Origin of the sequence: Stackebrandtia nassauensis DSM 44728, from assembly GCF_000024545.1 — a bacterium.
GTDB lineage: Bacteria > Actinomycetota > Actinomycetes > Mycobacteriales > Micromonosporaceae > Stackebrandtia > Stackebrandtia nassauensis.
The window spans coordinates 4,088,490-4,111,915 of record NC_013947.1 but is presented as its reverse complement, the minus strand read 5'-3'; the positions used below and the strand labels follow the sequence as shown (position 1 = coordinate 4,111,915).

The 23,426-nt window shown below is 68.6% G+C and carries 21 protein-coding genes; 11 read left to right on the top strand and 10 right to left on the bottom strand.

What is annotated here, in order from left to right:
- Positions 1–141: 141 nt before the first annotated feature.
- The 3 genes from SNAS_RS18995 to SNAS_RS18985 are packed head-to-tail and all read left to right on the top strand — an operon-like array spanning position 142 to position 2,989.
- Positions 142–1,284, top strand: a complete 1,143-nt coding sequence (locus SNAS_RS18995) for an NAD(P) transhydrogenase subunit alpha (RefSeq protein ID WP_013019078.1) — start codon at positions 142–144, stop codon at positions 1,282–1,284.
- Entirely contained in the window at positions 1,284–1,592 is a 309-nt protein-coding gene (locus SNAS_RS18990; protein ID WP_013019077.1) for an NAD(P) transhydrogenase subunit alpha part 2, read from the top strand. Before SNAS_RS18995 ends, SNAS_RS18990 begins: the two co-directional genes overlap by 1 nt.
- Entirely contained in the window at positions 1,589–2,989 is a 1,401-nt protein-coding gene (locus SNAS_RS18985; protein ID WP_013019076.1) for an NAD(P)(+) transhydrogenase (Re/Si-specific) subunit beta, read from the top strand. The genes SNAS_RS18990 and SNAS_RS18985 overlap by 4 nt, the downstream gene beginning before the upstream one ends.
- Positions 2,990–2,993: 4 nt before the next feature.
- Here SNAS_RS18985 and SNAS_RS18980 read toward each other — a convergent pair whose 3' ends face one another.
- From SNAS_RS18980 to SNAS_RS18970, 3 genes are all read right to left on the bottom strand, one after another.
- Positions 2,994–3,872 (bottom strand): RNA polymerase sigma-70 factor, encoded by an 879-nt coding sequence (locus tag SNAS_RS18980; protein ID WP_013019075.1) that lies wholly within the window; start codon positions 3,870–3,872, stop codon positions 2,994–2,996.
- Between the two features lie 13 nt (positions 3,873–3,885).
- On the bottom strand, positions 3,886–4,440 hold the full coding sequence (locus tag SNAS_RS18975) for a carboxymuconolactone decarboxylase family protein (protein ID WP_013019074.1): 555 nt from the start codon (positions 4,438–4,440) through the stop codon (positions 3,886–3,888).
- An 86-nt stretch (positions 4,441–4,526) separates the two neighbouring features.
- Complete coding sequence (locus SNAS_RS18970) at positions 4,527–4,982, bottom strand: PaaI family thioesterase (protein ID WP_013019073.1); 456 nt, start codon at positions 4,980–4,982, stop codon at positions 4,527–4,529.
- Between the two features lie 120 nt (positions 4,983–5,102).
- Here SNAS_RS18970 and SNAS_RS18965 point away from each other — a divergent pair, with 120 nt between their 5' ends.
- The 8 genes from SNAS_RS18965 (at position 5,103) to SNAS_RS18930 (ending at position 15,447) form a co-directional block, all read left to right on the top strand.
- The gene (locus tag SNAS_RS18965; protein ID WP_013019072.1) at positions 5,103–5,627 is read left to right on the top strand and encodes a PadR family transcriptional regulator; all 525 of its coding nucleotides are present in this window, start codon (positions 5,103–5,105) and stop codon (positions 5,625–5,627) included.
- The gene (locus tag SNAS_RS18960; protein WP_013019071.1) at positions 5,624–6,301 is read left to right on the top strand and encodes an ABC transporter ATP-binding protein; all 678 of its coding nucleotides are present in this window, start codon (positions 5,624–5,626) and stop codon (positions 6,299–6,301) included. The genes SNAS_RS18965 and SNAS_RS18960 overlap by 4 nt, the downstream gene beginning before the upstream one ends.
- Entirely contained in the window at positions 6,298–8,610 is a 2,313-nt protein-coding gene (locus SNAS_RS18955) for an FtsX-like permease family protein (protein WP_013019070.1), read from the top strand. Before SNAS_RS18960 ends, SNAS_RS18955 begins: the two co-directional genes overlap by 4 nt.
- A gap of 124 nt (positions 8,611–8,734) precedes the next feature.
- Positions 8,735–9,322 carry a DUF4352 domain-containing protein gene (locus SNAS_RS18950; protein ID WP_013019069.1) on the top strand — a complete coding sequence of 196 codons (588 nt, stop codon included), beginning with the start codon at positions 8,735–8,737 and terminating at the stop codon, positions 9,320–9,322.
- Positions 9,323–9,408: 86 nt separating this feature from the next.
- Positions 9,409–11,106, top strand: a complete 1,698-nt coding sequence (gene aspT / locus SNAS_RS18945; protein WP_013019068.1) for an aspartate-alanine antiporter — start codon at positions 9,409–9,411, stop codon at positions 11,104–11,106.
- Between the two features lie 14 nt (positions 11,107–11,120).
- Positions 11,121–12,767 (top strand): bifunctional aspartate transaminase/aspartate 4-decarboxylase, encoded by a 1,647-nt coding sequence (locus SNAS_RS18940; RefSeq protein WP_013019067.1) that lies wholly within the window; start codon positions 11,121–11,123, stop codon positions 12,765–12,767.
- Between the two features lies 1 nt (position 12,768).
- A complete protein-coding gene (aspT, locus tag SNAS_RS18935) occupies positions 12,769–14,457 on the top strand; it encodes an aspartate-alanine antiporter (protein WP_013019066.1) in 1,689 nt (562 codons plus the stop codon).
- Positions 14,458–14,481: 24 nt separating this feature from the next.
- Positions 14,482–15,447: a magnesium and cobalt transport protein CorA gene (locus SNAS_RS18930; RefSeq protein WP_013019065.1), complete on the top strand. Its 966-nt coding sequence runs from the start codon at positions 14,482–14,484 to the stop codon at positions 15,445–15,447.
- A 1-nt stretch (position 15,448) separates the two neighbouring features.
- Here the strand turns inward: SNAS_RS18930 and SNAS_RS18925 are convergent, their stop codons facing one another.
- From SNAS_RS18925 to SNAS_RS18895, 7 genes are read right to left on the bottom strand one after another with little or no spacing between them, the layout of a single operon-like run.
- Positions 15,449–16,087, bottom strand: coding sequence for a maleylpyruvate isomerase N-terminal domain-containing protein (locus SNAS_RS18925; protein WP_013019064.1), 639 nt, complete (start codon positions 16,085–16,087; stop codon positions 15,449–15,451).
- 55 nt (positions 16,088–16,142) lie between these two features.
- The gene (locus tag SNAS_RS18920) at positions 16,143–18,620 is read right to left on the bottom strand and encodes an ATP-dependent Clp protease ATP-binding subunit (RefSeq protein ID WP_013019063.1); all 2,478 of its coding nucleotides are present in this window, start codon (positions 18,618–18,620) and stop codon (positions 16,143–16,145) included.
- 15 nt (positions 18,621–18,635) lie between these two features.
- Complete coding sequence (locus SNAS_RS18915) at positions 18,636–19,208, bottom strand: HdeD family acid-resistance protein (protein WP_013019062.1); 573 nt, start codon at positions 19,206–19,208, stop codon at positions 18,636–18,638.
- 16 nt (positions 19,209–19,224) lie between these two features.
- Positions 19,225–19,815 carry a Dps family protein gene (locus SNAS_RS18910; protein WP_013019061.1) on the bottom strand — a complete coding sequence of 197 codons (591 nt, stop codon included), beginning with the start codon at positions 19,813–19,815 and terminating at the stop codon, positions 19,225–19,227.
- 48 nt (positions 19,816–19,863) lie between these two features.
- Positions 19,864–21,582, bottom strand: a complete 1,719-nt coding sequence (locus SNAS_RS18905) for a threonine/serine exporter family protein (RefSeq protein ID WP_169313901.1) — start codon at positions 21,580–21,582, stop codon at positions 19,864–19,866.
- Positions 21,583–21,642: 60 nt separating this feature from the next.
- Entirely contained in the window at positions 21,643–22,755 is a 1,113-nt protein-coding gene (menC, locus tag SNAS_RS18900; RefSeq protein WP_013019059.1) for an o-succinylbenzoate synthase, read from the bottom strand.
- Positions 22,752–23,423: a GNAT family N-acetyltransferase gene (locus SNAS_RS18895; RefSeq protein WP_013019058.1), complete on the bottom strand. Its 672-nt coding sequence runs from the start codon at positions 23,421–23,423 to the stop codon at positions 22,752–22,754. The genes menC and SNAS_RS18895 overlap by 4 nt, the downstream gene beginning before the upstream one ends.
- Between the last annotated feature and the right edge of the window lie 3 nt (positions 23,424–23,426).

Here is a 23,426-nt window from a genome sequence, read left to right as displayed (position 1 = left end):
ATAAAACAGTACAGTCATACCAAGAACCTCGCCGTGATCGGCGAGCATAAATCCAATTCAGACTCAAAGCGCCGCATCCGCCCCGATACGCAGGCGCTTCATCGACCGTACCCTGACAACTGATTGTGAGGTGGCGTCAGGATGGTTTCCACCACTGTAGGCGTCGTCAAGGAACCCTCACCCGGCGAAAGCCGGGTTTCGCTTATCCCGGAGCAGGTCTCGCGGCTCAAAACCAGCGGGCTCGACGTCGTGGTCGAGTCCGCGGCCGGACACGGCGCCCACATCGCCGACGAGGAGTACACGGCCGCCGGAGCGGCCGTCGTTGCCGTCGACGAACTGTACGAACGCGCCGACATCATCACCCGCGTGAGCGCCCTCAGCGCCGCCGACGCGAAACGGCTGCGCGACGGCCAGCTGCTGGCCGGGCTGCTGGAACCGTTGCGGTACCTGGACATCATGCGCGAGCTCGCCGCGAACAACATCACCACCGCCAGCCTCGACATGCTGCCGAGGACGCTGTCGCGGGCCCAGTCCATGGACGTGCTCAGCTCGCAGGCCAACATCGCCGGTTACAAGGCCGCGGTACTGGCCGCCGACAACTACGGCCGCTACTTCCCGATGCTCACCACCGCCGCCGGAACCTCGCCGCCCGCCAACGCGCTCATCCTGGGCACCGGGGTGGCGGGCCTGTCGGCCATCGGCACCGCCCGCAGGCTCGGCGCCGTCGTGACCGCCTACGACGTGCGGCCCGAGTCGCGCGCCGAAGTGGAATCGCTGGGGGCGCGGTTCCTGGAACTGGAGACCACCGTCGCGGCGTCGGGCACCGGCGGCTACGCCCGCGCGCTGACCGAGGACGAACGCGCCGCCCAGCAACGGGAACTGTCGACGCGCATCGGGAAGTTCGACGTCGTCATCACGACCGCGAAGGTGCCCGGCAAAACGCCGCCGCTGCTGGTGACGCGGGAGGCGCTGGCGGGGATGCGGCCGGGCTCGGTGGTGGTGGACCTCGCCGCCTCCGACCTGGGCGGCAACGTCGCCGGTTCGGAACCCGAGTCCACGATAGACATCGACGGGGTGCGGGTGATCGGGGCGGGCAACCTGCCGTCGGTCATGGCCTCGGCCGCGTCGGCGGCCTACTCCCGCAACATGTTCGCGTTCCTGAGCCACCTCATTGACGAGGGCTCGGTCGCCATCGACCTCGACGACGAGATCAACGCGGGAGTCATCATCACCCACAACAGGTCCTTTGTGAACAAAATCGTGGCGGACGCGGAGGCGGCGTGATGGAACTCGATCTTCTGACCGCGGTCACCGTGTTCGTGCTCGGCGTCCTGGTGGGCTTCGAGGTGATCAGCAAGGTGCCCGCGACCCTGCACACCCCGCTGATGTCGGGGGCCAACTCGATCCACGGCATCGTCGTCATCGGTGCCATGCTCATCACCGCCACCGCCGACGGATTCCTCGGCTACCTGCTGGCGTTCCTGGCGGTGGCCTTCGGCTTCGCCAACGTCGTCGGCGGATACGTCGTCACCGACCGGATGCTGCACATGTTCAAGGCCCGCCCGGCCGCGAAGGAGGGGTCCGCGTCATGACCACCACCGAAACCGTGATCCGGTACCTGTTCCTGGCCGCGGCCGCCTGCTTCGTCATCGGCCTGCACCTGATGAACTCCCCGAAGACCGCCCGGCGCGGCAACCTGCTGTCGGCGGCGGCCATGGCCGTGGGCATCGGCGCCACCGCCGTGCTGCTCATCGCCGAAGGCGCCATCACCACCACCGGCTGGCTGGTGCTTTTGGCCGGGGCGGCGGTCGGCTCCGCGGCGGGCCTCTACCTGGCCCGCAGCGTCGAGATGACCGCGATGCCGCAACTGGTGAGCCTGTTCAACGCCGTCGGCGGCGGCGCCGCGGCCCTGTTGGCCGTGGAACACCTGCTGCAAGCCGAGACCGTCCACGTGCGCGAGACGATCCCCGGCGGCCTGGACATCCTCATCGGCGCGGTCACCTTCTCCGGTTCGGTGGTCGCGGCGGGCAAACTCCAGGGCCTGATCCCCGGACGCCCCATCGTGTTCCTCGGCGCCCGGGCCCTCAACGTCGTGCTCGGCCTGGTCTTCGTCGGTTCGACGGCCTGGCTGGTCCTCGACGAGGGCAACCTGGTCGCGATGCTGCTGTTGCTGGTGGCCGCCACCGTCTTCGGCGTCACCATGGTGCTGCCCATCGGCGGCGCCGACATGCCGGTGGTGATCTCGCTGCTGAACGCGTTCACCGGCACCGCGGTGGCCATGGCCGGGTTCGTCCTCGGCGAAGTGGTGCTCATCGTGGCCGGTGCGCTGGTGGGAGCCTCGGGCGCGATCCTCACCAAACTCATGGCCGACGCCATGAACCGCTCGATCACGAACATCATCCTCGGCGGTTTCGGTACCGGCGACGAGGCCGCGACCGCCGACGACAGCGGCGGCACCGTGCGGTCGGTGTCGGCCGACGACGTCGCGATCCAGCTGGCGTACGCGCAGAAGGTCGTCGTGGTCCCCGGCTACGGACTGGCCGCCGCCCAGGCCCAGCACGAGCTGGCCAGCCTCGCCGAGATCCTCGAGGGCCACGGCGTCGAGGTCAGCTACGCGATCCACCCGGTCGCCGGACGCATGCCCGGCCACATGAACGTCCTGCTCGCCGAAGCCCAGGTCCCGTACCCGGCACTGCGCGAGATGGACGAGATCAACCCCGACTTCCCGCAGGTGGACGTGGCGCTGGTCATCGGCGCCAACGACGTCACCAACCCGATCGCCCGCAAACCCGGCAACCCGATGTCGGGCATGCCGATCCTCGACGTCGACAAGGCACGGTCCATCGTGGTCGTCAAACGCTCCATGGGCCACGGTTACGCGGGCATCGACAACACCCTGTACTCCGACCCGAAGACCGGCATGTTCTTCACCGACGCCAAGAAGGGAATGGTGGCACTGGCCGCGGCGGTCCGCTCCTTTGTCGCCTGAGGGGCTAATCCTCGTCGAGGTGGGCCAGTTTGTCCGGGTTGCCGACCAGGTGGATCGCCGTGATGCGGCCGTCGAGGACCTCGGTGGTGAACGCGGTGACGACCTTGCCCTCGACCCGGATCAGGACGCCGTTGGCCCCGTTGATCTGCGCGGCGGCGAACTCCCACTGTTCGGGGCGGTAGCCCTGCCACGGCTGGGTCGCGACCTTGACGAAGAAGTTCGCGATCCTGTGCGCGCCGTGGATGTCGCGCAGCGGTGCCTTGACCTTGCCGCCGCCGTCGGTCCACAGTGCCGCGTCGGGGGCGAGGATCTCCATGAGGCGGTTGATGTCGCCGCCCGCGGCGGCCGACAGGAACTCCTCGGTGGCCTGCTTCTGCTTCTCGCGGTCGGCGTCGAAGCGGGGCCTGCGGGCCTGCACGTGCGAGCGGGCCCGGTGCGCCAACTGCCGCACGCTGGCCTCGGGACGGTCCAGGGCGCTGGCGATCTCGGTGTGCGGGAACCCGAAGACCTCCCGCAGCACGAACACCGCCCGCTCCTCGGGGGTCAGCGATTCGAGGACGACCAGCATCGCCATCGAGACGGAGTCGGCCATTTCCACGTCCTCGGCGATGTCGGGGGAGGTGAGTATCGGTTCCGGCAACCACGGCCCCACATAGGACTCGCGTTGCACCTGGGCGGACTTCAGCCGGTTGAGCGCGGTGTTGCTGGCGATGCGCACCAGGTACGCCTTGGGCGAGTCCACCGTGTCCAGGTCGACGGCCGACCACTTCAGCCAGGAGTCCTGGACGACGTCCTCGGCGTCGGCGGCCGAGCCGAGCATCCGGTACGCCACCGAGAACAGCAGGTTCCGGTGTTGCTCGAAGAGCTCGGTCGCCGTTGCCATGTCGTCTCCCTGGTCAGTCGCGGGCGGGCAGCGCGCATTCTTCCTTGAGTCCCTCGGGTGCCAGCCCCAGGGCCAGGTTGTTGCGGCCGTACAGGTTCTCCAGCGCGATGGTCGCGGTCAGCTCCACCAGCTGGGCGTCGTCGAGATGTTCGCCCAGACCGGCGACCAGCTCGTCGGTGACGGTCACCGGTGTGGTGCTCATCGCCTCGGCGTACTCCAGCGCCAGCCGCTCCAGCGGCGTGAACAGCGTCGAGTTCCGCCAGCCGGGGACGGCGTGGATCTTGTCCGCGTCCAGTCCGGCCTCCCGGCCGAGCCAGTAGCTGAAGTCGACGCACCACTCGCAGCCGATGGTCATCGCGGCCTTCATGGTGACCATGATCTTCAGCTGCGGGTCCAGCGCGTTCCACTTCGCCGAACCCATCTCCACCTTGCCCATGGTCATCAGCACCCGGCGGTTGTGCCCGGCCGCCAGGGTCGGGCCCAGGTCGCGGCCGAACTTGCGCTTGGAGTACCAGGACACCAGCCGGTTGGTGAGCGTGCGGGGCGGTTCGAGCGATATGCGGGCCATGTCGGCTCACTCCTTCATCTCTTGAGTGGATACCCCTGAGACAAGCCGGAGCGGCCGAACGTGACAGTCACCGAAAGTGAGGCCGGTCACTCACCCCGGATGAGGCAGGTGATGCGGCCGGTGCAGACGCGTTTGCCGTCCTCGTCGGAGATGACGACCTCGTAGGTAGTGGTGGTCCGACCGGCGTGGACCGGGGTGGCCACGCCGGTGACGGTGCCCTCGCGGGCGGCCCGGTGGTGGGTGACGTTGAGGTCGACGCCCACGGCCAACCGCTTGGGCCCGGCGTGCAGCATCGCGCCCACCGAGCCGAGGGTCTCGGCCAGCACCGCCGAGGCGCCGCCGTGCAGCAGCCCGTAGGGCTGGGTGTTGCCCTTGACCGGCATGGTGCCCACGACCCGGCCCGGCTCGGCGTGGGTGACCTCGATGCCCATGCGTTCGCCCAGCGCTCCGGCGGAGAACAGCGACACCAAATCGACGCCGACGTCGGCGAACTGCTTGATGACTTCGGCCGGAAAGATCGACGATTCGGCTGGGTCGGTCATGGTGGGCTCCCGTCGCGAGGTGGTTGAGGTGAGTCGGTCCTTCTTAGCAGGCAGGCGCCGTGTCCGGCCGCGAGCCTCAGCTATAAACACGGTGTATACATCTCGTGTATAGTGGCCGCCATGTCTGTTGGACACACCCTGCTGGGGCTGCTGGAGCAGCAGCCCCGCCACGGATACGACCTGAAACGCGCCTACGACGAACGCTTCGGAGGCGACCACCCGCTGCACTACGGCCAGGTGTACTCGACCCTGCAACGGCTGTTGAAGAACGGCCTGGTCGAGGTCGACGGCGTCGAGGCCGGGGGCGGCCCCGAGCGCAAGCGCTACGCCGTCACCGACGCGGGCATCACCGACGTGGCCACCTGGCTGCGGCAACCGGAGAAGCCCGAGCCGTATCTACAGAACACCCTCTACACCAAGGTCGTGATGGCGATCCTGACCGGACGCGACGCGGCCGAACTGCTCGACGTACAGCGCAGCGAGCACCTGCGGCTCATGCGTGAGCTGACCAAACGCAAAACCCAAGGAGACTTCGCCGATCAACTGATCTGCGACCACGCACTCTTCCACCTCGAGGCGGACCTGCGCTGGCTGGAACTGACCAGCGACCGCCTCGACAAACTGACCGCGGAGGTCACGGCATGACCGCGATACTGGAAGCGACCGACGTCCACAAGAGCTTCGGCCCCACCCACGCACTGGCGGGAGCTCACATGAGCGTCTCCCCCGGCGAGGTGTTGGCGATCATGGGGCCGTCCGGCTCCGGAAAGTCCACCCTGCTGCACTGCGCGGCCGGGATCCTGCCCGCCGACTCCGGGCGCATCATGTACGGCGGCCGCGACCTGACGGCCATGTCCGACGGCGAACGCAGCCAGCTGCGCCGCAGCGAGTTCGGCTTCGTGTTCCAGTTCGGACAGCTGGTGCCGGAACTGACCTGCCTGGAGAACGTCGCGCTGCCGCTGCGCATGAACGGCGTCAAACGCCGCGAGGCCGAGCGCCGCGCCGCGCAGTGGCTGGAACGGCTGGAGATCGGCGACGTGACCAAGAAACGCCCAGGTGAGGTCTCCGGCGGCCAGGGACAGCGGGTCGCGGTGTCGCGGGCACTGGCCATCGAACCGCGGGTCGTGTTCGCCGACGAACCGACCGGGGCGCTCGACTCGCTCAACGGCGAACAGGTCATGACGCTGCTGACCAAGGCGGCCAAGGAATCCGGCGCCGCCGTGGTGCTGGTGACCCACGAGGCCCGGGTGGCCGCGTACTCCGACCGCGAGATCGTCGTGCGCGACGGCAAGACCCGCGCCCCGGAGTTCGCCGTATGACCAACACCGTGACGAAGAAGCGCCGAGGCGTCCGCGCGTGGATCGCCGACGTGGCGATGGGGTGCCGGTTCGCCGTCGCGGGCGGGCCCTCGGGCTGGATCCGGGCCGCGCTGACAGCCCTGGGCGTGGGCCTGGGAGTGGCGATGCTGTTGGCCGCGGCCTCGGTACCGACCGTGCTGACCTCGATGGAGGAGCGGCAGGAGTCGATCGCTGTCGGAGACCTGTACGGCGACAGCCCGATCGAGAAGCCCGGCGACGACACCGCGCTGCTGGTGGAGAGGTGGGATTCCTACCGGGACATGGCCGTCAGCGGTACCGAGATCGTGCCGGAGGGGGACAACCCGCCGATCCCGCCGGGGATCGACAAGCTTCCCAAGCCGGGAGAGATGTACGTTTCCCAGCCGCTGGCGGACCTGCTGTCCTCTGAGGAGGGCAAGCTGCTCAAGCCGCGGCTGGATCACAAGATCGTCGGCGTCATCGCCGACGAGGGGCTGGAGAGTCCGGGCGACCTGCGGTACTACGCCGGTGGCGAGAACCTCGACACGGCGGGCGCCTACCGCATCGACAACTTCGGCGAGAAGTTCCCTGATAACCCCATCGAATCCATCTTCCTGGTGCTGCTGGTGATCGTCGCGGTCATCGTGATGCTGCTGCCGGTGGTCATGTTCGTGGCGGTCGCGGTGCGCTTCGGAGGGGAGCAACGCGACCGGCGACTGGCCGCGTTGCGGCTGATCGGCGCGGACGCCGCCGCCGCGCGCCGCATCGCGGGCGGCGAGTCGATGTTCGGCGCCATCGTGGGGCTGGTGATCGGAGCCGGGCTGCTGGTGGCGATCGCCCAGCTGGTCGAGAGCCTCACCTTCTGGGATGACCGTCCCTTCGCCGCCGACATCGTGCCGGATCCGTTCCTGGGCGCCATAGTCGTCATCGCGGTCCCCCTGGTGGCGGTCTTCGCCACCCAACTGGCGATGCGCCGCCTCATCGTCGAACCGCTGGGCGTGGTCCGGCAGGCCAAGCCCCGCCGCCGACGGCTGTGGTGGCGCCTGACGCTGGTCGTCCTCGGTGTCGCCTCCCTGGGACAGCTGGTCCTGACGGGGGACTTCCGCGACAACTGGCTGACCATGACGCTGGTCGTGACCGGGATCCTGTTGTTGCTGCTGGGCCTCGCGGCGATGCTGCCGTGGGTCGTGGAGAAGGTGGTCTCCCGGTTCGGCGCCGGAGCGCCGAGCTGGCAGTTGGCCACCCGCAGGCTGCAACTCAGCGGCGGCAGCGCGTCGCGCGCCATCATCGGCGTCGCGGTGGCCGCGGCCGGGGCGGTCGCGTTGCAGATGCTGTTCTCCACCATCGAGACCAAGGAGATGAACTTCACCGGTAAGCAGGAGAACCAGGCGGAGCTGTACGCCCCGTCGGGGAAGGTCGAGCTGGCGGAGATCAAGGAGAAGGTGGAGGAGGTACCCGACGTGAAGGTCGTGGAGGCGTACTCCAGCATCGACTCCGAACAGGACGCCTCGTTGATCGTCGGCGACTGCGAGTACCTGTCCTCGCTGGCGAAGATCGAAGCCTGCGCCGAGGGCGACGTGTTCAGCGCCGACGAAACCGCGCCGAAACCCGGATCCAAGCTGGATTTCATCAACTACAACGAGCTGGGCGTCAACGGCAAACCGCTCCACAAGCCACAGAAGTGGACGGTCCCCGAGTACCGCGACCGGGTGACGCCGAAGAACGACGAGGTGTACACGTCCATCCTGGCGACGCCCGGGGCCGTGGACGAGAAGATCCTCGAACTGACCGACCAGATCGTGGTCTTCGAGTCGGACCGGGCCAACCCTGACTCCATCGAGCACGTCCGCAACGTCGCCGCGGGAGTGTCCCAGCACGCGTCCGTGACGGAGTACATGTCCTCGACCGAGTCGGAGACCTTCGCCAACCTGCGGCAGCTGTTGCTGGTCGGGGTGATCGCGACGATGATCCTCATCGGACTGAGCATGCTGGTCAACACCCTGGAACAGCTGCAGGAACGACGACGGCTGATGTCGCTGCTGGTCGCCTTCGGCACCCGACGCCGGACCCTGGCCTTCTCGGTGCTGTGGCAGACGGCGATCCCGGTGGCCTGCGGTATCGCCGCGGCGTTGGTGACCGGCCTGGGCCTGGGCTGGTCGCTCATCAGGATCACGCCCTATAAACCGGTGATCGACTGGGGCAACGTCGCCACCATCGCCGGAGCGGGCGCGGCCATGGTGCTGCTGGTGACGCTGCTGAGCATGCCCGCGCTGTGGCACATGATGCGCCCCAACGGCATCCGCACCGAATGACCCCATTGGAGAGAACCCGCCGTCCCCGCAGCACGTGCTGGTGTTGCGGGGACGGCGGCTTTTGTTGGGCGGCCGGGAATCAGAGATCTTGACGGATACTTAACAGATTCGATACCGTTCCCCCATGAAGCCCCCGATCCCCGTGCTCGCCCTGGCCGCGGCGGTGGCGCTGCTGGCCGGATGCGGCGGCGACACCCCGCCCGACGAGGCCGCGAAGTCCGCGTCCGCCTCGGCCTCCGACGACCACCACGACCACGGCGGCGGCGACCCCGACGCGCCGCCCCAGCCCACCTCGGTGACCCTCGGCGCACCGGTGTCACTGTCCGGAAAGGCCGACGGCGAGGAATTCGAGGTCACCTACGCCGTCACGAAGATCGACACCGCCGACAAGGCCGACGACGGCGGAAAACCCGGCTCCGGCAAGGTCTTCGTGGTCGCCGACGTCGAGGTCCACTCCTATAAGGGCAGCCACACCGTCGGCCCCGGCAACGACGACTACGTGTTCAGCCTGATCGACAAGAAGGACAAGGAATACCGACAGTCGAAACAGGAGGTCGGCGAACCCCTCACCGGCACCGTGAAGTCGAAGAAGACCCGCTCGGGCACCGTCGTGTTCGAGGTTCCCGAGTCCATCGCCGCCGACGGCAAGATCCGCCTCAAGGCCAAAGGCGCCAACAGCGGCGACCAGACCATCATCTGGAAACGGAGCTGACCTCGTAATACGCCGTTTCAGACCCCGCCGGGTCCACCCTGGGTTAGATTCGCCTGCGGGGAGCGAGTCGGGGACGGGGGGAACCGATGTGGAAGTGGTTCACTGACACCCTGGTCGCGCAGGCCGAACTGGCGATCTTCCTGGCGCTGGCCCTGGGCTTCTTCGTCGGGAAACTGCGCTACAAGTCGCTGACGCTCGGCCCGGTCACCGGGACCCTGCTGGCGGGCGTCGCGGTGGGCCTGTGCGCCGACATCGAGATCCCCGACCTGGTCAAGACCACCGCCTTCGTGGCGTTCCTGTTCGCGCTGGGCTACGGCGTCGGCCCGCAGTTCTTCGCCGGGCTCAAGGGCGACGGTGTCAAGCAGCTCATCCTGGCCGTGGTGTCGTGCCTGATCGGACTGGGCGTCGTCATCGCCGCCGCCAAGGTGCTCGGCTACGGGCCCGGCTGGGGCGCCGGGCTGCTGGCCGGGGGACTGACGCAGTCGTCGGTCATCGGTGTCGCCGGTTCGGCGATCGAGGGCCTGCCTGGGCTGTCGGCCAAGGAGATCAAGACCTACGAATCCCAGATCGCCGTGGGCTACGCCGTCTGCTATCTGTTCGGCACCGCCGCCGCGGCCTACTTCCTGTCCTCGGTCGCGCCGCGCCTGATCGGCACCAAGGACCTGGCCGCGGAAACCCACCAGATGGAGCGCGACCTCGGTGTCGCCGAGGAGAAGGACACCGCCCCCGCCTACTACTCGGTGGTGCGCCGCACCTACCGGCTGACCGGCGCGGCCGTCATCGGCAAGAGCGTCGCCCAGGTCGAGGTCGACGCCCTGGACCAGGGACACCGGGTGGTGTTCCACGACCTGCGGCGCGGCGAGGAACTGTCCACGGTCACCCCCGACACGGTGCTGCGCGAGGGCGACGTGGTCACGATCGCGGCCCGGCGCGCCGACCTGGTGGCCCTCGACGTCGAACGCCACTGGGGTCCCGAGGTCGACGACCCCCGGCTGCTGCACTACGAGGTCGAGACACTGTCCATAGTCATCACCAACAAGGCCCTGGTCGGCGCCAACATCGGCGACGCGTTCGCCGACCGGGCACCCAAGGTCTTCGTCAACAAACTGGTGCGCGGCGGCCAGACCATCCCGTGGAGCGACGCGACCGTGATCCACCGCGGCGACGAGATCACCATCCAGGGCGGCAAGGAGTACGTCGAGGCCGCCGTCGCCGACCTGGGTTACCCCAACCGTTCCAACGACGCCACCGACATGTCCTACGTCGGCGCCGGCATCGTGGTCGGCGGGCTCATCGGCGTGCCCACCATCGCCATCGCCGGTGCCGACATCGGACTGACCACATCGGGCGGTGCCCTGATCATGGGGCTGGTCTTCGGCTGGCTGCGCGCCCGGTACCCCACCTTCGGGAAGTTCCCGCCCGCCGCGAACTGGCTGATGAGCACCGGCGGACTGTGCATGTTCGTCGGCATCGTCGGTATCACCGCCGGACCGTCCTTCGTGTCCGGTCTGAAGCAGGAGGGTCTGAGCCTGGTGTTCGCCGGGCTGGTGGTGACCCTGCTGCCCATGATCATCTGCCTGTACCTCGGCAGATACCTGTTCCGGTTCCCCACCCCGATCCTCCTGGGCGTCATCGCCGGAGCCAACACGACCACGGCTTCGATCGGCGCCATCACCGACGCCGCCAAGAGCCAGGTGCCGGTACTGGGTTACACGGTGCCCTACGCGATCGGGAACACACTGTTGTCCATTTGGGGCGCGATCATCATCGCGGTCCTCGCCTGACGGGGGAATACGGCATGACCATGATGGAAAGCGGGCACCATACCGCCCGCACCGAGCAGAAACGGCTGGAAGGCCTGAGCCCCTTCGAACTGAAGGACTCGCTGATCTCGCTGGCCGACGACCACCAGAAGAACACCGCCATGCAGATGATCAACGCCGGGCGGGGCAATCCCAACTGGATCGCGGTCAAACCCCGCGAGGCGTTCTTCCTGCTGGGCAACTTCGGCATCGCCGAGTCGCGCCGCGACTGGTCCGAGTTCGAGGTCCTGGGCGGCATGCCGCAGAAGGACGGCATCGCCGAACGGTTCCGCGCCTTCCTGAACAGCAACGCCGACGCGCCGGGCGCCGACCTGCTGCGCGACAGCCTCGACTACGGCGTCAACCGGCTCGGCTTCGACGCCGACGCCTTCGTCCACGAACTGGCCGACGCGGTCATCGGCGACCAGTACCCGGTGCCCGACCGGATGCTCACCCACTTCGAGAAGGTCGTGCACGCCTACCTGGTGCAGGAGATGTGCGCCGGGCAGGCGCCCGCGGCCGACTACGACCTGTTCGCGGTGGAGGGCGGCACCGCCGCCATGTGCTACATCTTCGACTCCTGCATGACCAACAAACTCCTCCACAAGGGAGACAAGATCGCGATCATGTCGCCGATCTTCACGCCCTACCTGGAGATCCCGCACCTGGAGCGGTACCAGTTCGACGTGGTGGAGCTCAACGCCACCCGCGTCGACGACCAGGGCTTCCACACCTGGCAGTACCCGGACTCCGAGATCGACAAGCTCGCCGATCCCGGTATCAGGGCGCTGTTCTGCGTCAACCCGTCCAACCCGCCGTCGGTGATGCTGGCTCGCGAGTCGATGGACCGGATCGCGTCCATCGTCAACGAGAAGAACCCGGAACTGACCGTCATCACCGACGACGTCTACGGCACCTTCGTCGACGGGTTCCGGTCCCTCATGTCGGTGATACCGAAGAACACCATCGGGGTGTACTCGTTCTCGAAGTACTTCGGCTGCACCGGCTGGCGGCTGGGCGTCATCGCCGTCAACCAGGTCAACGTCTTCGACGAACGGCTCGCCACGCTTCCCAAGGCGGACAAGCAGACCCTCAACGAACGCTACGGGACGCTGACGCTGGAGCCGGAGAAACTGCGCTTCATCGACCGCATCGTCGCCGACTCCCGGCAGGTGGCGCTCAACCACACCGCCGGACTGTCGCTGCCGCAACAGACCCAGATGGCGCTGTTCTCGCTGATGGCGCTGCTGGACGGCGACGACACCTACAAGTCGACCTGCAAGGCCGTCATCGCGCGCCGCCTGGAAGCGCTCACCCGGGGCCTGGGCGTCGACCTGCCCGCCGACCCGCTGGCGGCGCACTACTACATGGAACTCGACCTGCTGTCGTGGGCCGAACGCCACTGGGGTCCCGAGTTCGCGACCTGGATGCGCGAGAACTACGAACCGGTCGACCCGATCTTCCGGCTGGCCGAGGAGGACTCGGTGGTGCTGCTCAACGGCGGCGGCTTCGACGGTCCGGAGTGGTCGGTGCGAGTGTCGCTGGCGAACCTGCCGATGGCCGCCTACGAACGCATCGGCAAGGCACTGTGGAACATCGGTCAGGAGTACAAGCGCGCCTTCGACGCGCGAAAGGGCGGCTGACATGGAATGGGTCAAGAACCTTCTCCAGTCCACGCCCGAGATCGCCTTGTTCGTCTGCCTGGCACTGGGTTTCGCCGTCGGCAAGGTGAAGGTGTGGAAACTGTCGCTGGGCGGTGTCGCCGGAACACTGATCGTGTCCATCGCGGTGGGCATGATCGGCGGCATCACCCTCAACGACGAGGTGAAGAACATCGCCTTCGCGCTGTTCATCTTCACGCTCGGCTACATCTCCGGACCGTCCTTCTTCGCCAGTCTCAACCGCAAGTCGCTGCGCTACGGCGTCTTCACGGTGATCGAGGTGGTGACGGTGCTGGGCCTGACGGCCGCGGCCACCGTCGTCATGGGACTCGACCAGGGCACGGCCGCCGGACTGCTGGCCGGTGGCGCCACCGAGTCGGCCGCGGTGGGTACCGCGACCGACGCGATTGCGAAACTGCCGCTGTCGGACGAGCAGATATCCACCTTGCAGGCCAACGTGGGTACCGCCTACTCCATCTCGTACATCTGCGGGCTGATCACGATCGTGCTGCTGTCCAGCCAGATCTTCCCGCTGATCATGCGCATCAACCTGCGCGACGAGGCGGACAAGCTGTGGCGCAAGCTCGGCGGTTCCTCAGAGGACGAGGACGGCTCCACCAAGGCGCTGCCGGGCCTGGTGGGCCGCGCCCACCGCGTCGAGGCCGCGCAGGGCAAGACGATCGCCGACCTGGAGTCGGAACTGGGCGACGTGGCCGTGGAACGGGTCCGCCGTGGTGGCGACCCGGTGCCGCCGGAACCCGGCTCGATACTGCGGCGCGGCGACATCGTGATGCTCGTGGGACAACGGGAGGCGCTGTTGGCCGGTGACGTCGTCATCGGTCCCGAGATCGTCCCCGACGGCATGGACTTCGACCTGGACGCCGCCGACGTCGTCGTCAACGCCAAGGACTACGTCCCGTCGAGCCTTGCCGAACTGCGGGAACGGATCCCGCCGGAGAACCGGCACGGCGTGTTCCTGACCGAGATCACCCGGATGGACCACCAGCTGCCGCTGAAACCGGAGACGTCCATCCACGCCGGTGACACGGTACGGCTCACCGGTTCCAAATCGGACCTGGCCGAATTCGCGCCCAGGGTCGGTTTCCGCATCGAGAAGGGCGTCAAGGCCGACTTCATCTTCATCGCGATCGGTGTGACCGCCGGGTTCCTGGTCGGCAAGCTGGTGCTGCCGCTGGGCGACATCCCGCTGTCGCTGGGCACCGGTGGCGGCTGTCTGCTCACCGGCCTGGTGTGCGGCTGGATCCGCGCCAAACGCCCGACCATCGGCCAGTACCACCCGGCCGCCGCCGACGTCATCAAGACGCTGGGGCTGTCGGTGTTCATCTGCGCCGTGGGTCTGTCCTCGGGGCCGCAGGCGGTCAGCCTTGTCAAGGAGTTCGGTGCCGGGCTGCCCATCGCCGGTGTCCTCATGACACTGGTACCAGCCTGCATCTCGCTGTTCGTGGCCTGGAAGATCATGAAACTGCCCGCGCCGCTGGCGCTGGGCTCGGTGACCGGGCAGCAGTGCTCGACGCCGGGTATCACGGCGGTGCAGCAGGCGGCGGGCAACGCGACCCCGCTGATGGCCTACACCATCGTCTACGCCATGTCCAATGTGGTGCTGCCGTTGCTGGGGCCGGTCGTGGTTGCCATGGCGGGAGCCGTCGGCTGACCGTCCGCGCCTAGGGTGGAGGCCATGCTGACGTGGTGGCGTTGCGACGCCGAGGGGATCCGGCCGGGGGAGAAGTCAGTGGATTTCGCCACCGTGCCGGATTCGCTGCCGCCGGGCGGTTTCGCGTGGGTCGAACTGACCGAACCCGACGCCGCCGAACTGGAACGCCTCGTCACGGTGCTGCGGCTACCACCGTTCGTCATCCACGACGCGATCTCCGCCCACCGTCGCCCCCGCCTCGACGCCTACGGCGACGTCATGTCCATGGTGGTCAAATCGGTGTGGTACCTCGACGGCACCTCCGACGTGGAGACCGGTGATGTCACCTTCCTGCTCAACCGGTGGCTGCTGGTGACCGTCCGACACGGCGACGGCGACCCGATGCCCGACGCCCGCGCCCGGCTCGAACACAACCCCAAACTGCTGCGCCTGGGAACCCGGGGCGCGGCCTACGCCGTCGTCGGCACCATGGTGGACACCTACCTCAAGGTGTCCGAGGAGATCGAGACCGACGTGACCGAACTGGAGCGCGCGGTGTTCAGCCCCGGCCGGGTCAAACGGGTGGAACAGCTGTACTCGCTGCAACGCGAGGTCCTGGAGTTCCGGGAAGCCGTGCAGCCCATGGACGTCATCGCCGACGAACTCCTGTCACACCACGACCGCCGCGACGCGGTCACCCCGTTCGTCCGCACCCTGGCCCACCGCGTCAAACGCGCCGGCGACTCGGCGGCCCGCAGCGAGAACCTGCTCAACGCGATCCTGCAGGCCCACCTCGGCCAGATCGGCATGTGGCAGAACGAGGACATGCGCAAGATCTCGGCGTGGGCAGCCATCATCGCCGCCCCCACCATGATCGCCGGGATCTACGGCATGAACTTCAAGCACATGCCCGAGCTCAACTGGGTGGTCTCCTACCCGGCGGTACTGCTCCTGATGGCCGTGATCTGCTGGCTGCTGCACCGAGGCTTCAAACGCAACGGCTGGCTGTAGCTCACATCGCGGCGATGTCGCCGGGGGAGCGTTCGGAGCGGGACAGGGCCCGTAGTACCGCAACGGGGCCGTGCCGTTTGGCCGACAGCCGGGCCAGCAGACTCAGCACGGTGTCGTAGACGTCGTCGGGGATGTCAGGGGTGTCGATGCCGACGCTGACCGCCAGATCGTCACAGTGGACCGTCAACTCCAGGATCCGGGTGGTCAGGAAGTCGTCGAGTAGGAGCGACCAGTCCCGCCACAGTGGGATGTGCACCGGCAGGTTCGGCAGCGCGGGCAGGCCGGCCGCCAGGTCGGTGATCGCGGCGTCCAACTGGGTCACCAGTGCCTGCGGCCCCGGGGCGCCCAGTTCCTCGCCGCCGCCGCGGATCCGGACGTTGATGTCGGCGTCGAGGCCGCCCTCGATCCACTCCACCCGGTCGTAGTGGCCCAGCAGCGGCACCGTCTCCTGGGTCGGTTCCGGTTCGGTGAGCGCCTGCCGCACCGCCAGCACCTGGTAGGCCAGGTGGCCCGCCAGGCCGCCGACGCTGAACTCGGCCAGCGCGCTGGGTTCCTTCCAGGACTCGACGACCTCGCGTTGTCGCAGCAGGTCCTCCGCGATCCGCGCCGCGGACAGGAACTGGGTTCGGATACCGGTCACCGGGCGACCTCCTAGGGGTCGGGTTCGCCTGAGACGACCACCATCCCACAGTCCGCTAGCCGGTCGCCTCCGCGATCGCCTCGGTTGAGGCGCGCGGTTCCACCGACAGCGACAGTTCGCCGTCGACGACGTCCACGCCGATCGTGTCGCCTTCGGACACCGTGTCCGACAGCACCAGATGGGACACCTTGTTCTCCAGCTCCCGCTGGATCGTGCGCCGCAGCGGGCGGGCACCGAACTCCGGCTGGTAGCCCCGGTTGGACAGCCACTCCAGGGCGTCGTCGGACAGCCGCAGCCCGATGTCCTGCGCCTTGAGGCGACGGCGGGTGCGGTCGACGAACAGTTCGGTGATCTGCCGCAGCTGGGTGCGATCCAGCCCGGAGAACAGGATGATCTCGTCGATGCGGTTGAGGAACTCCGGCCGGAACCGTTGCCCCAGTTGGTCCATCAGTTTGTCGCGCAGCGCGTCGACCGGCTGGCCGGCGCTCTGCGCGGCCAAGATCCGATCGGCGCCCACATTGGAGGTCATGATGACGATCGTGTTGGAGAAGTCGACCGTGCGGCCCTGCGCGTCGGTGAGCCGCCCATCGTCCAGCAGTTGCAGCAGCGTGTTGAACACGTCCGGGTGGGCCTTCTCGACCTCGTCGAACAGCAGCACCCGGTAGGGGCGCCTGCGGACCGCCTCGGTGAGCTGACCGGCCTCGTCGTAACCGACGTAGCCGGGCGGCGCGCCCACCAGCCGCGACACCGTGTGCTTCTCCTGAAATTCCGACATGTCGAACCGGACCATGCTGGCCTCGTCGCCGAACAGGGCATCGGCCAGCGCCCGGGCAAGCTCGGTCTTGCCGACCCCGGTGGGGCCCAGGAACATGAACGAACCGTCGGGCCGCTTCGGGTCGCCCAGACCCGCGCGAGCCCGGCGCACCGCCTCGGCGACCGCCGCCACCGCCTCGTCCTGGCCCACCACCCGGTCGTGCAGGTGCTGTTCCAGTTTCAGCAGCCGCGACTTCTCGGCCTCGGTCAACTGCGCCACCGGGATTCCGGTGCGGCGGCTGATGACCTCGGCGATGTCGGCCACCTCCACCTTCGGCGTCGGCGGTGGTTGTGAAGACGCCTCGGCCAGCCGGGCCTCGGCGGCGGCGATCTCGACCTTCAACTCCGAGGCCCGCGTGTAGTCCTCGGCGTCGACGGCGGCGTCCTTGTCGGCCCGCAACCGGGCCAGCTCGTCGGTGATCTGACGGGTGTCGGGCGCGGGCGTGCGCGACCGCAGCCGCACCCGGGCCCCCGCCTGGTCGACGAGGTCGATGGCCTTGTCGGGCAGGAACCGGTTGGTGATGTACCGCGCCGACAGCTGCGCGGCGGCCGTCAGCGCCTCGTCGGTGAAGCTCACCTGGTGGTGCGCCTCGTACTGGTCCCGCAGCCCCCGCAGGATCTCCACCGTCTCGTCTACTGTGGGCTCAGGTACCAGCACCGGCTGGAACCGCCGCTCCAGCGCCGGATCCTTCTCCACGTGCTTGCGGTATTCGTCCAGAGTGGTCGCCCCGGCCACGTGCAGTTCGCCGCGCGCCAGCGCCGGTTTGAGCATGTTGGACGCGTCCATGGAGCCCTCGCCGCCGCCCGCGCCCACCACGGTGTGCATCTCGTCGAGGAACAGGATCAGCCCGCCCTCGGCAGCCTTGGCCTCATCGATGACGTTCTTCAGCCGTTCCTCGAACTCGCCGCGGTACTTGCTGCCCGCCACCAGACCCGCCAGGTCCAGCACGATGACCCGCTTGTCCCGCAAGGTCTCCGGCACGTCGCCGTTGACGACGCGCTGTGCCAGACCCTCCACGATGGCCGTCTTGCCGACCCCGGGTTCCCCGATCAGCACCGGGTTGTTCTTGGTGCGGCGCGACAGGATCTCGACGGTGTCGGTGATCTCCTCCTCGCGACCCACCACCGGGTCGAGGCCGCCCTGCCGGGCCTCCTCGGTCAGGTCGCGGCCGTACTGGTCGATGGTCGGCGTGGCGCTGGCGCCGCCCGGACCGCCACCGGCCTCGCCGCCGCCGTTGTCGGCCGCCAGTGACCGCAATGCCCTGCCCGCCTCGGTATCCGGATTGGCCGCGATACCCAGGATGATGTGCTCGGGTCCGATGTAGCCCACCCCGGCGGCCCGCGACTGCGCGTGCGCGTCCCGCAGCGCCCGTTTGGCGGCGGGCGTCAGCGGCGGCACCTCCTGAGTGGACTCACCCGGCTCACCCGCCGCCGCGTCCATCCTGGACGCCAGCTCGTCGGGATCGGCGTTGGCCTGCGACAGCATCGACCGGGCCGGGTCGTCCTGACAGGCCGACCACAGCAGGTGCGTCACGTCGACGTCCTGGCCGCGTTCCTGGGCGTGCTCGACGGCCCGGCGCAGCAGCCGCCGCGACTGGTCCGACAGCAGCCGGGTCAGGTCGACGCGCTGCACCGGCCGGTCGCCGAACGGGTCGCGGCCGAAGAACCGGTTGACGATGTCGTCGAACGCGCCCGCCCCCGCGAAGGTGTCCATGGACATGGCGAAGTACCTCTCCTAGACGGTGCGGGTGGAGCCGCCCACCGCCTCGGCGGGCGGATGTTTGGCCAGCGACCGCATCCGGAAGCCGAGCACCACGGTGAAGGCACCCCAGATGATCGCCAGGACGCCGATGAACATGACCATGCCCAGCGCCCCGGCCGTGGGTTGCAGCAACAGCACCACGCCCAGCGCGATCGACGCGACCCCGGTCAGGGCCAGCAGCCATTCGCCGGTGACCTCGTGTCGCACCCGCCAGGCGGTCACCAGGTACGTGACGCCGGTGATGATGGCCCACACCGCGATGAAGATCAGCAGCACCAGCGCCGTCATCGCGGGCCACGCGAAGGCGACGACACCCGCGAGCAGACTGAAGACGCCGAAGAATATGTGGATCCACCGATCGCCCGCCTGTCCGGCGACGCCCATGGCGATGCCCGCGACACCGTCCACGATGGCGAAAGCCCCCCACAGGATGACGAGGGTGAACACGGTCAGCCCCGGCCAGAACAGCGCCATGACGCCGAACAGCACCCCGACCACACCACGGAAGACCAGCAGGCCCCAGCTGCGGGCCAGCAACTCATTCATGCATCCCCCTCTATGTCTATGACCGCACCAGCGGAGTGTCCACGAGGTGTTCGGCCAGGAACCAGGACTGGAGTTCCCCGACCCGGATCACCTGGGAAACCAGCATGTCGTTGGTGCCGTCGTCGCCCATCTTGTCGGCGTGCTCGGCGGCGTCGTGCGAGGTGATCAGGATGGTCTCGTGCGCCTCCAGCAGCCGCGACACCATCGCGGGCACCTCCTCGGCGCCGTCGGGCGGGCGCGGCACCCGGGTTATCTCGGCGACGTGCCGGGGATCGCCGACCGCGACCCCGCCGAGGGTCTGCACCCGCTCGGCCATCACGTCGATGAGCTCCAGCTGTTCACCGGCGTGCTTGTCCAGCAACAGATGCAGCTGGTAGAACGTGGGGCCGCGCATCAGCCAGTGGTGCTTCTTGTAGAGGTTGAACAGGATCTGGGTGTCGGCGAGGATCTGGTTGATCCGTTCGCAGGAGTACATCCGGGTCTCGTACGACAGCCCGACCGGGAACTGCCTCACCGTCCCGAACTTCTGGATCTCGGTGCCCTTCTGGTGCAGCCACGGCTGGCTGCTGCTGGGTTTGCTGTCCTTGGACGTCGACTTCGTGGCCACGACGAATACCCCCCGTTGCTTGAGTCTGCCGGACGGCACCACAGGCCGTCAGTTGTCGACGATATCGACGATTGCCCGGCGGGTGAGCGAAACGGTGAGGATCGCGGAACCCCGCCCTAAGTCCTCGCGCGGGCGCCTGGCGCGGCGCAGCTTGGCGGGGATGTCGCCCAGTTCGGCCAGCTGCCGGGTCGTCGACTGGGTCAGGCTCGAACCCACCAGGACGCCCAGCGCGATGGCCGCGACCGTCATCAGCGCGGTGACGAGTCCGGTGATGCTGGCGCCGCTGACGACGATCCGCGACAGGCCCGTCAGGCCCAGCGCGCCCGGAACCAGTAGCCAGAACGACGGCAGATAGGTCACCTGGGCGGCGGGACCGCGTTTACGGGCCTGGGCGGTGTACGCGGCCGGGGTGATGACGAGCCCGCCGAGGAACGCGCCGAACACCGGACCGGCGATGAACGTGCCCAGCACCTGGGCGCCCCACACCACCAGCAGCACCAGGATCAGCCACGGCAGCGACGCAGTCGGGGCCGAGAATCTCAGGAAGTGCCCCAGGCCCACCAGGATGACGCCCACGACCGGTCCCCACCAGCCGAACGGGGTGGCGGTCTGGGCGGTCTCGTGCACCGGCGACACCAGCTGCACCCCGGTGTAGACGCCCAGCGCCAGCAGGAACAGCACGTTGAGGCCGTAGATGAGCCGCGCCGAACCGGCGACGATCGAGCCGGTGGCCAGGTCGATGGTGCCGATCGTCAGGGCGGCGCCGGGCAGCAGGATGATCAGCGGCGGGATGATGAGCTTCGCCGAGGACACCCCGGTCAGCTGGGCCCCGAACTCGAACGCCACCACGGTGACCGACATGGCCGCCACCACGGGCAACGCCAGCGACAGCGCCGAGAACCGTTCGGCGACCAGGTACAGCACGCCCACGAAGACCCCCAGCACCGCGTACCCGATCAGGGCCGGGGCGGTGGGCTGGGTCAACATGCCGAAACCGATGGCCAGCACGGTGTTCCCGGCAACGGCGATGACCGGGCCGAACCGGGGCGGCGCGGTCAGCAGCGCGTGCAACCGGCGGATGCCCTCGGCGGGCGGGATCTGGTCCTTGACGACCTCGGCGACCAGCCCGTACAACTTGTCGATCTGTTCCAGGTCCAGCACCCGGTTGTCGGCGGGCGCGAAGTCGACCTCGGCGTGGTTGCCGTCGGCGAGCCGGACGAACACCCCGGTCGGCAGCACCAGGAACCGCGCGTTGTCGACGTCGTAGGCGGCGGCGACCTCGGCCAGCCGCGCCTTGACCCGGTTGGTGGTCTCGCCGCTCTGGCTCAGCGCGACGCCCAGCTGGCGCAGGAAGTTCAGCAGGTCGGGGTCGAAGGCCTCGGGCGGCGGCGGGGTGACGATATCGCTGGCCGGACGCGGCGAGGTGCCGAACACCTTGGCCAGCAACCGCGACCCGAACCGCCGCCACCCGGCGCCGAAGCCGTCGCCCGGACGCGGACGGGCACCAGGGCTGACGCGGCGGCGGCCATCGGCGCGGTCGCTGCCGCGCTGGCCGTAGGCGGGGTTGCTCGCGCGCGAGCCGTCGGCGTTGCCGCCCGGCAGCCGCCAGCCCCGCCGGGGCTCGCCGTCCCGGCCGCCGTCGGGCTCGCCGTCCCGGGCGCTGCCGTGCTCGCTGTCGGCCCGGCCCGCGTTGCTGTCCACTTCGGGCCGACCGTCGTCCTCGGGTTGGGCGACGGCCTCGCGGCTGGTGCCTGCTTCGCGGGTCACCAGCCGATCTTCGCGCATCGGGTGCGTCGAGGCCGGGGGTTTGCGCCGATCGGCGCGGCGTCAGCCCTTGAAGTCGATCCACTGTGTAGAAACGCTGAACTCCGCCAGCGCCTCGCCGATGGGCTCGACCCCCAGCCCCGGACCGGTCGGCACCCGCAGGCAGCCGTCCTCCAGCTCGAAGGGTTCGGTGATGTCGCGGGCGTAGTAGCGGGTCGAGGCCGAGATGTCGCCGGGCAGCACGAAACCGGGCAGTCCCGCCAGCGCCAGGTTCGCGGCGCGGCCCAGCCCCGTCTCCAGCATCCCGCCGCACCACACGCCGACGCCGTTGGCGGCGCACACGTCGTGGACCCGGCGGGCCTCCAGATAGCCGCCCACCCGGCCCGGCTTGATGTTCACCATGGATGCCGCGCCCAGGGCGATGGCGTCGGCGGCCGAGCGTGCCGAGGTGATGGACTCGTCCAGGCAGATCGGGGTGGTCAGCCGCCAGGCCAACTCGGCGTGGCCGCGCAGGTCGTCGGCCGCCAGCGGCTGTTCGAGCAGCAGCAGGTCGAAGTCGTCCAACCGGGCCAGCTGCCGGGCGTCCGACAGCCGGTAGGCGGCGTTGGCGTCGACCTGCAGGTCCACGTCGTCGCCGAAGCGTTCCCGCACCTCCCGCACCGGTTCGACGTCCCAGCCGGGTTCGATCTTCAGCTTGACGCGGCGGTACCCGTCCTTCAGGTAACCGTCGACGGCGTCCAGCAGTTCGTGGATCGAGTCCATGATGCCCACCGACACGCCCACCGGCACCGTGGCGTGCACGCCGCCCAGGTAGTCGGCGAAGGACATCCCGCACGAACGCAGTCCCGCGTCCAGCACCGCCATCTCCACACAGGACTTCGCCATCGGGTGGCCCTTGAACCCCGACAGCGCCTCGGCGACCTGCGGCGCCGTGATCGTGTCGCGGTCGGCCAGTCGCGGCAGCAGGAACTCGGCCATCACCTGGTTGGCCGCGTCGAGGTATTCGCTGGAGTACAGCGGGGTGGCGTCGGCGACGCACTCGCCCCAGCCGACGCCGTTGTCGGTCTCCAGGCGCAACAGGACGAACTCGCGCACCGTCTCGGTGCCGAAGGACGTGCGAAACGGTGCCACGAGTGGCATGTGGACTCGATGTAGTCGGGCTCCGGTGATCCTCATCCGGGTCTCTCCATGATGTAGTGATTGTCGACGGTGACATCGGTGATCCGCATGCCGTCGTCGAAAGCCTTGGTCAGATCGGCTCGCAGCCGGTCGAGCGGACCGATCGGGACGCGAAGTCCGTCGGTGGGCTCGGCGAGTCCCTCGGTGATGGCCCCACGCACACGTGGGGTGTCGATGCGCCAGTCGACCAGCAGTCGGTCGCTGGGGCCGGTGTCGGCGTTGATGCCGTCGTCCATGCGGCCGTAGAAGTCGGGAAGGTAGGCCACGGCGTAGCCGCCGAGCCGGTGGATGTTCAGGCGGGCGTTGCGGAACAGGGTGGGGTCGAACGTCCACTGTATGGATCGGACGCCGCGTTCCAGCGCCCAGGAACGCTGGTGCAGTTTGAGGGCGAGGCCGATGCCGCGCCCGCGTACCGACGCGTCGACCCCGGCGATGTCGGAGTGCAGGTGACCGCCGCGTCCGAAGAAGGCCACGGCGCCGCCGACGATGCGTCCGTCGAGTTTGGCGACGGCGACGTAGTTCCCGGCGAACTCCACCGCCCGCAACAGCGAGGCCGGGTAGATCTGGCTGGGCTCGGGGACCTGCCAGATGCGGGCGAACAGAGCCGCCAGTTCCTCGTGCTCGTCCATGGTCGAGGCGAGACTGATGTCGGGGGAGCGGCTCACCCC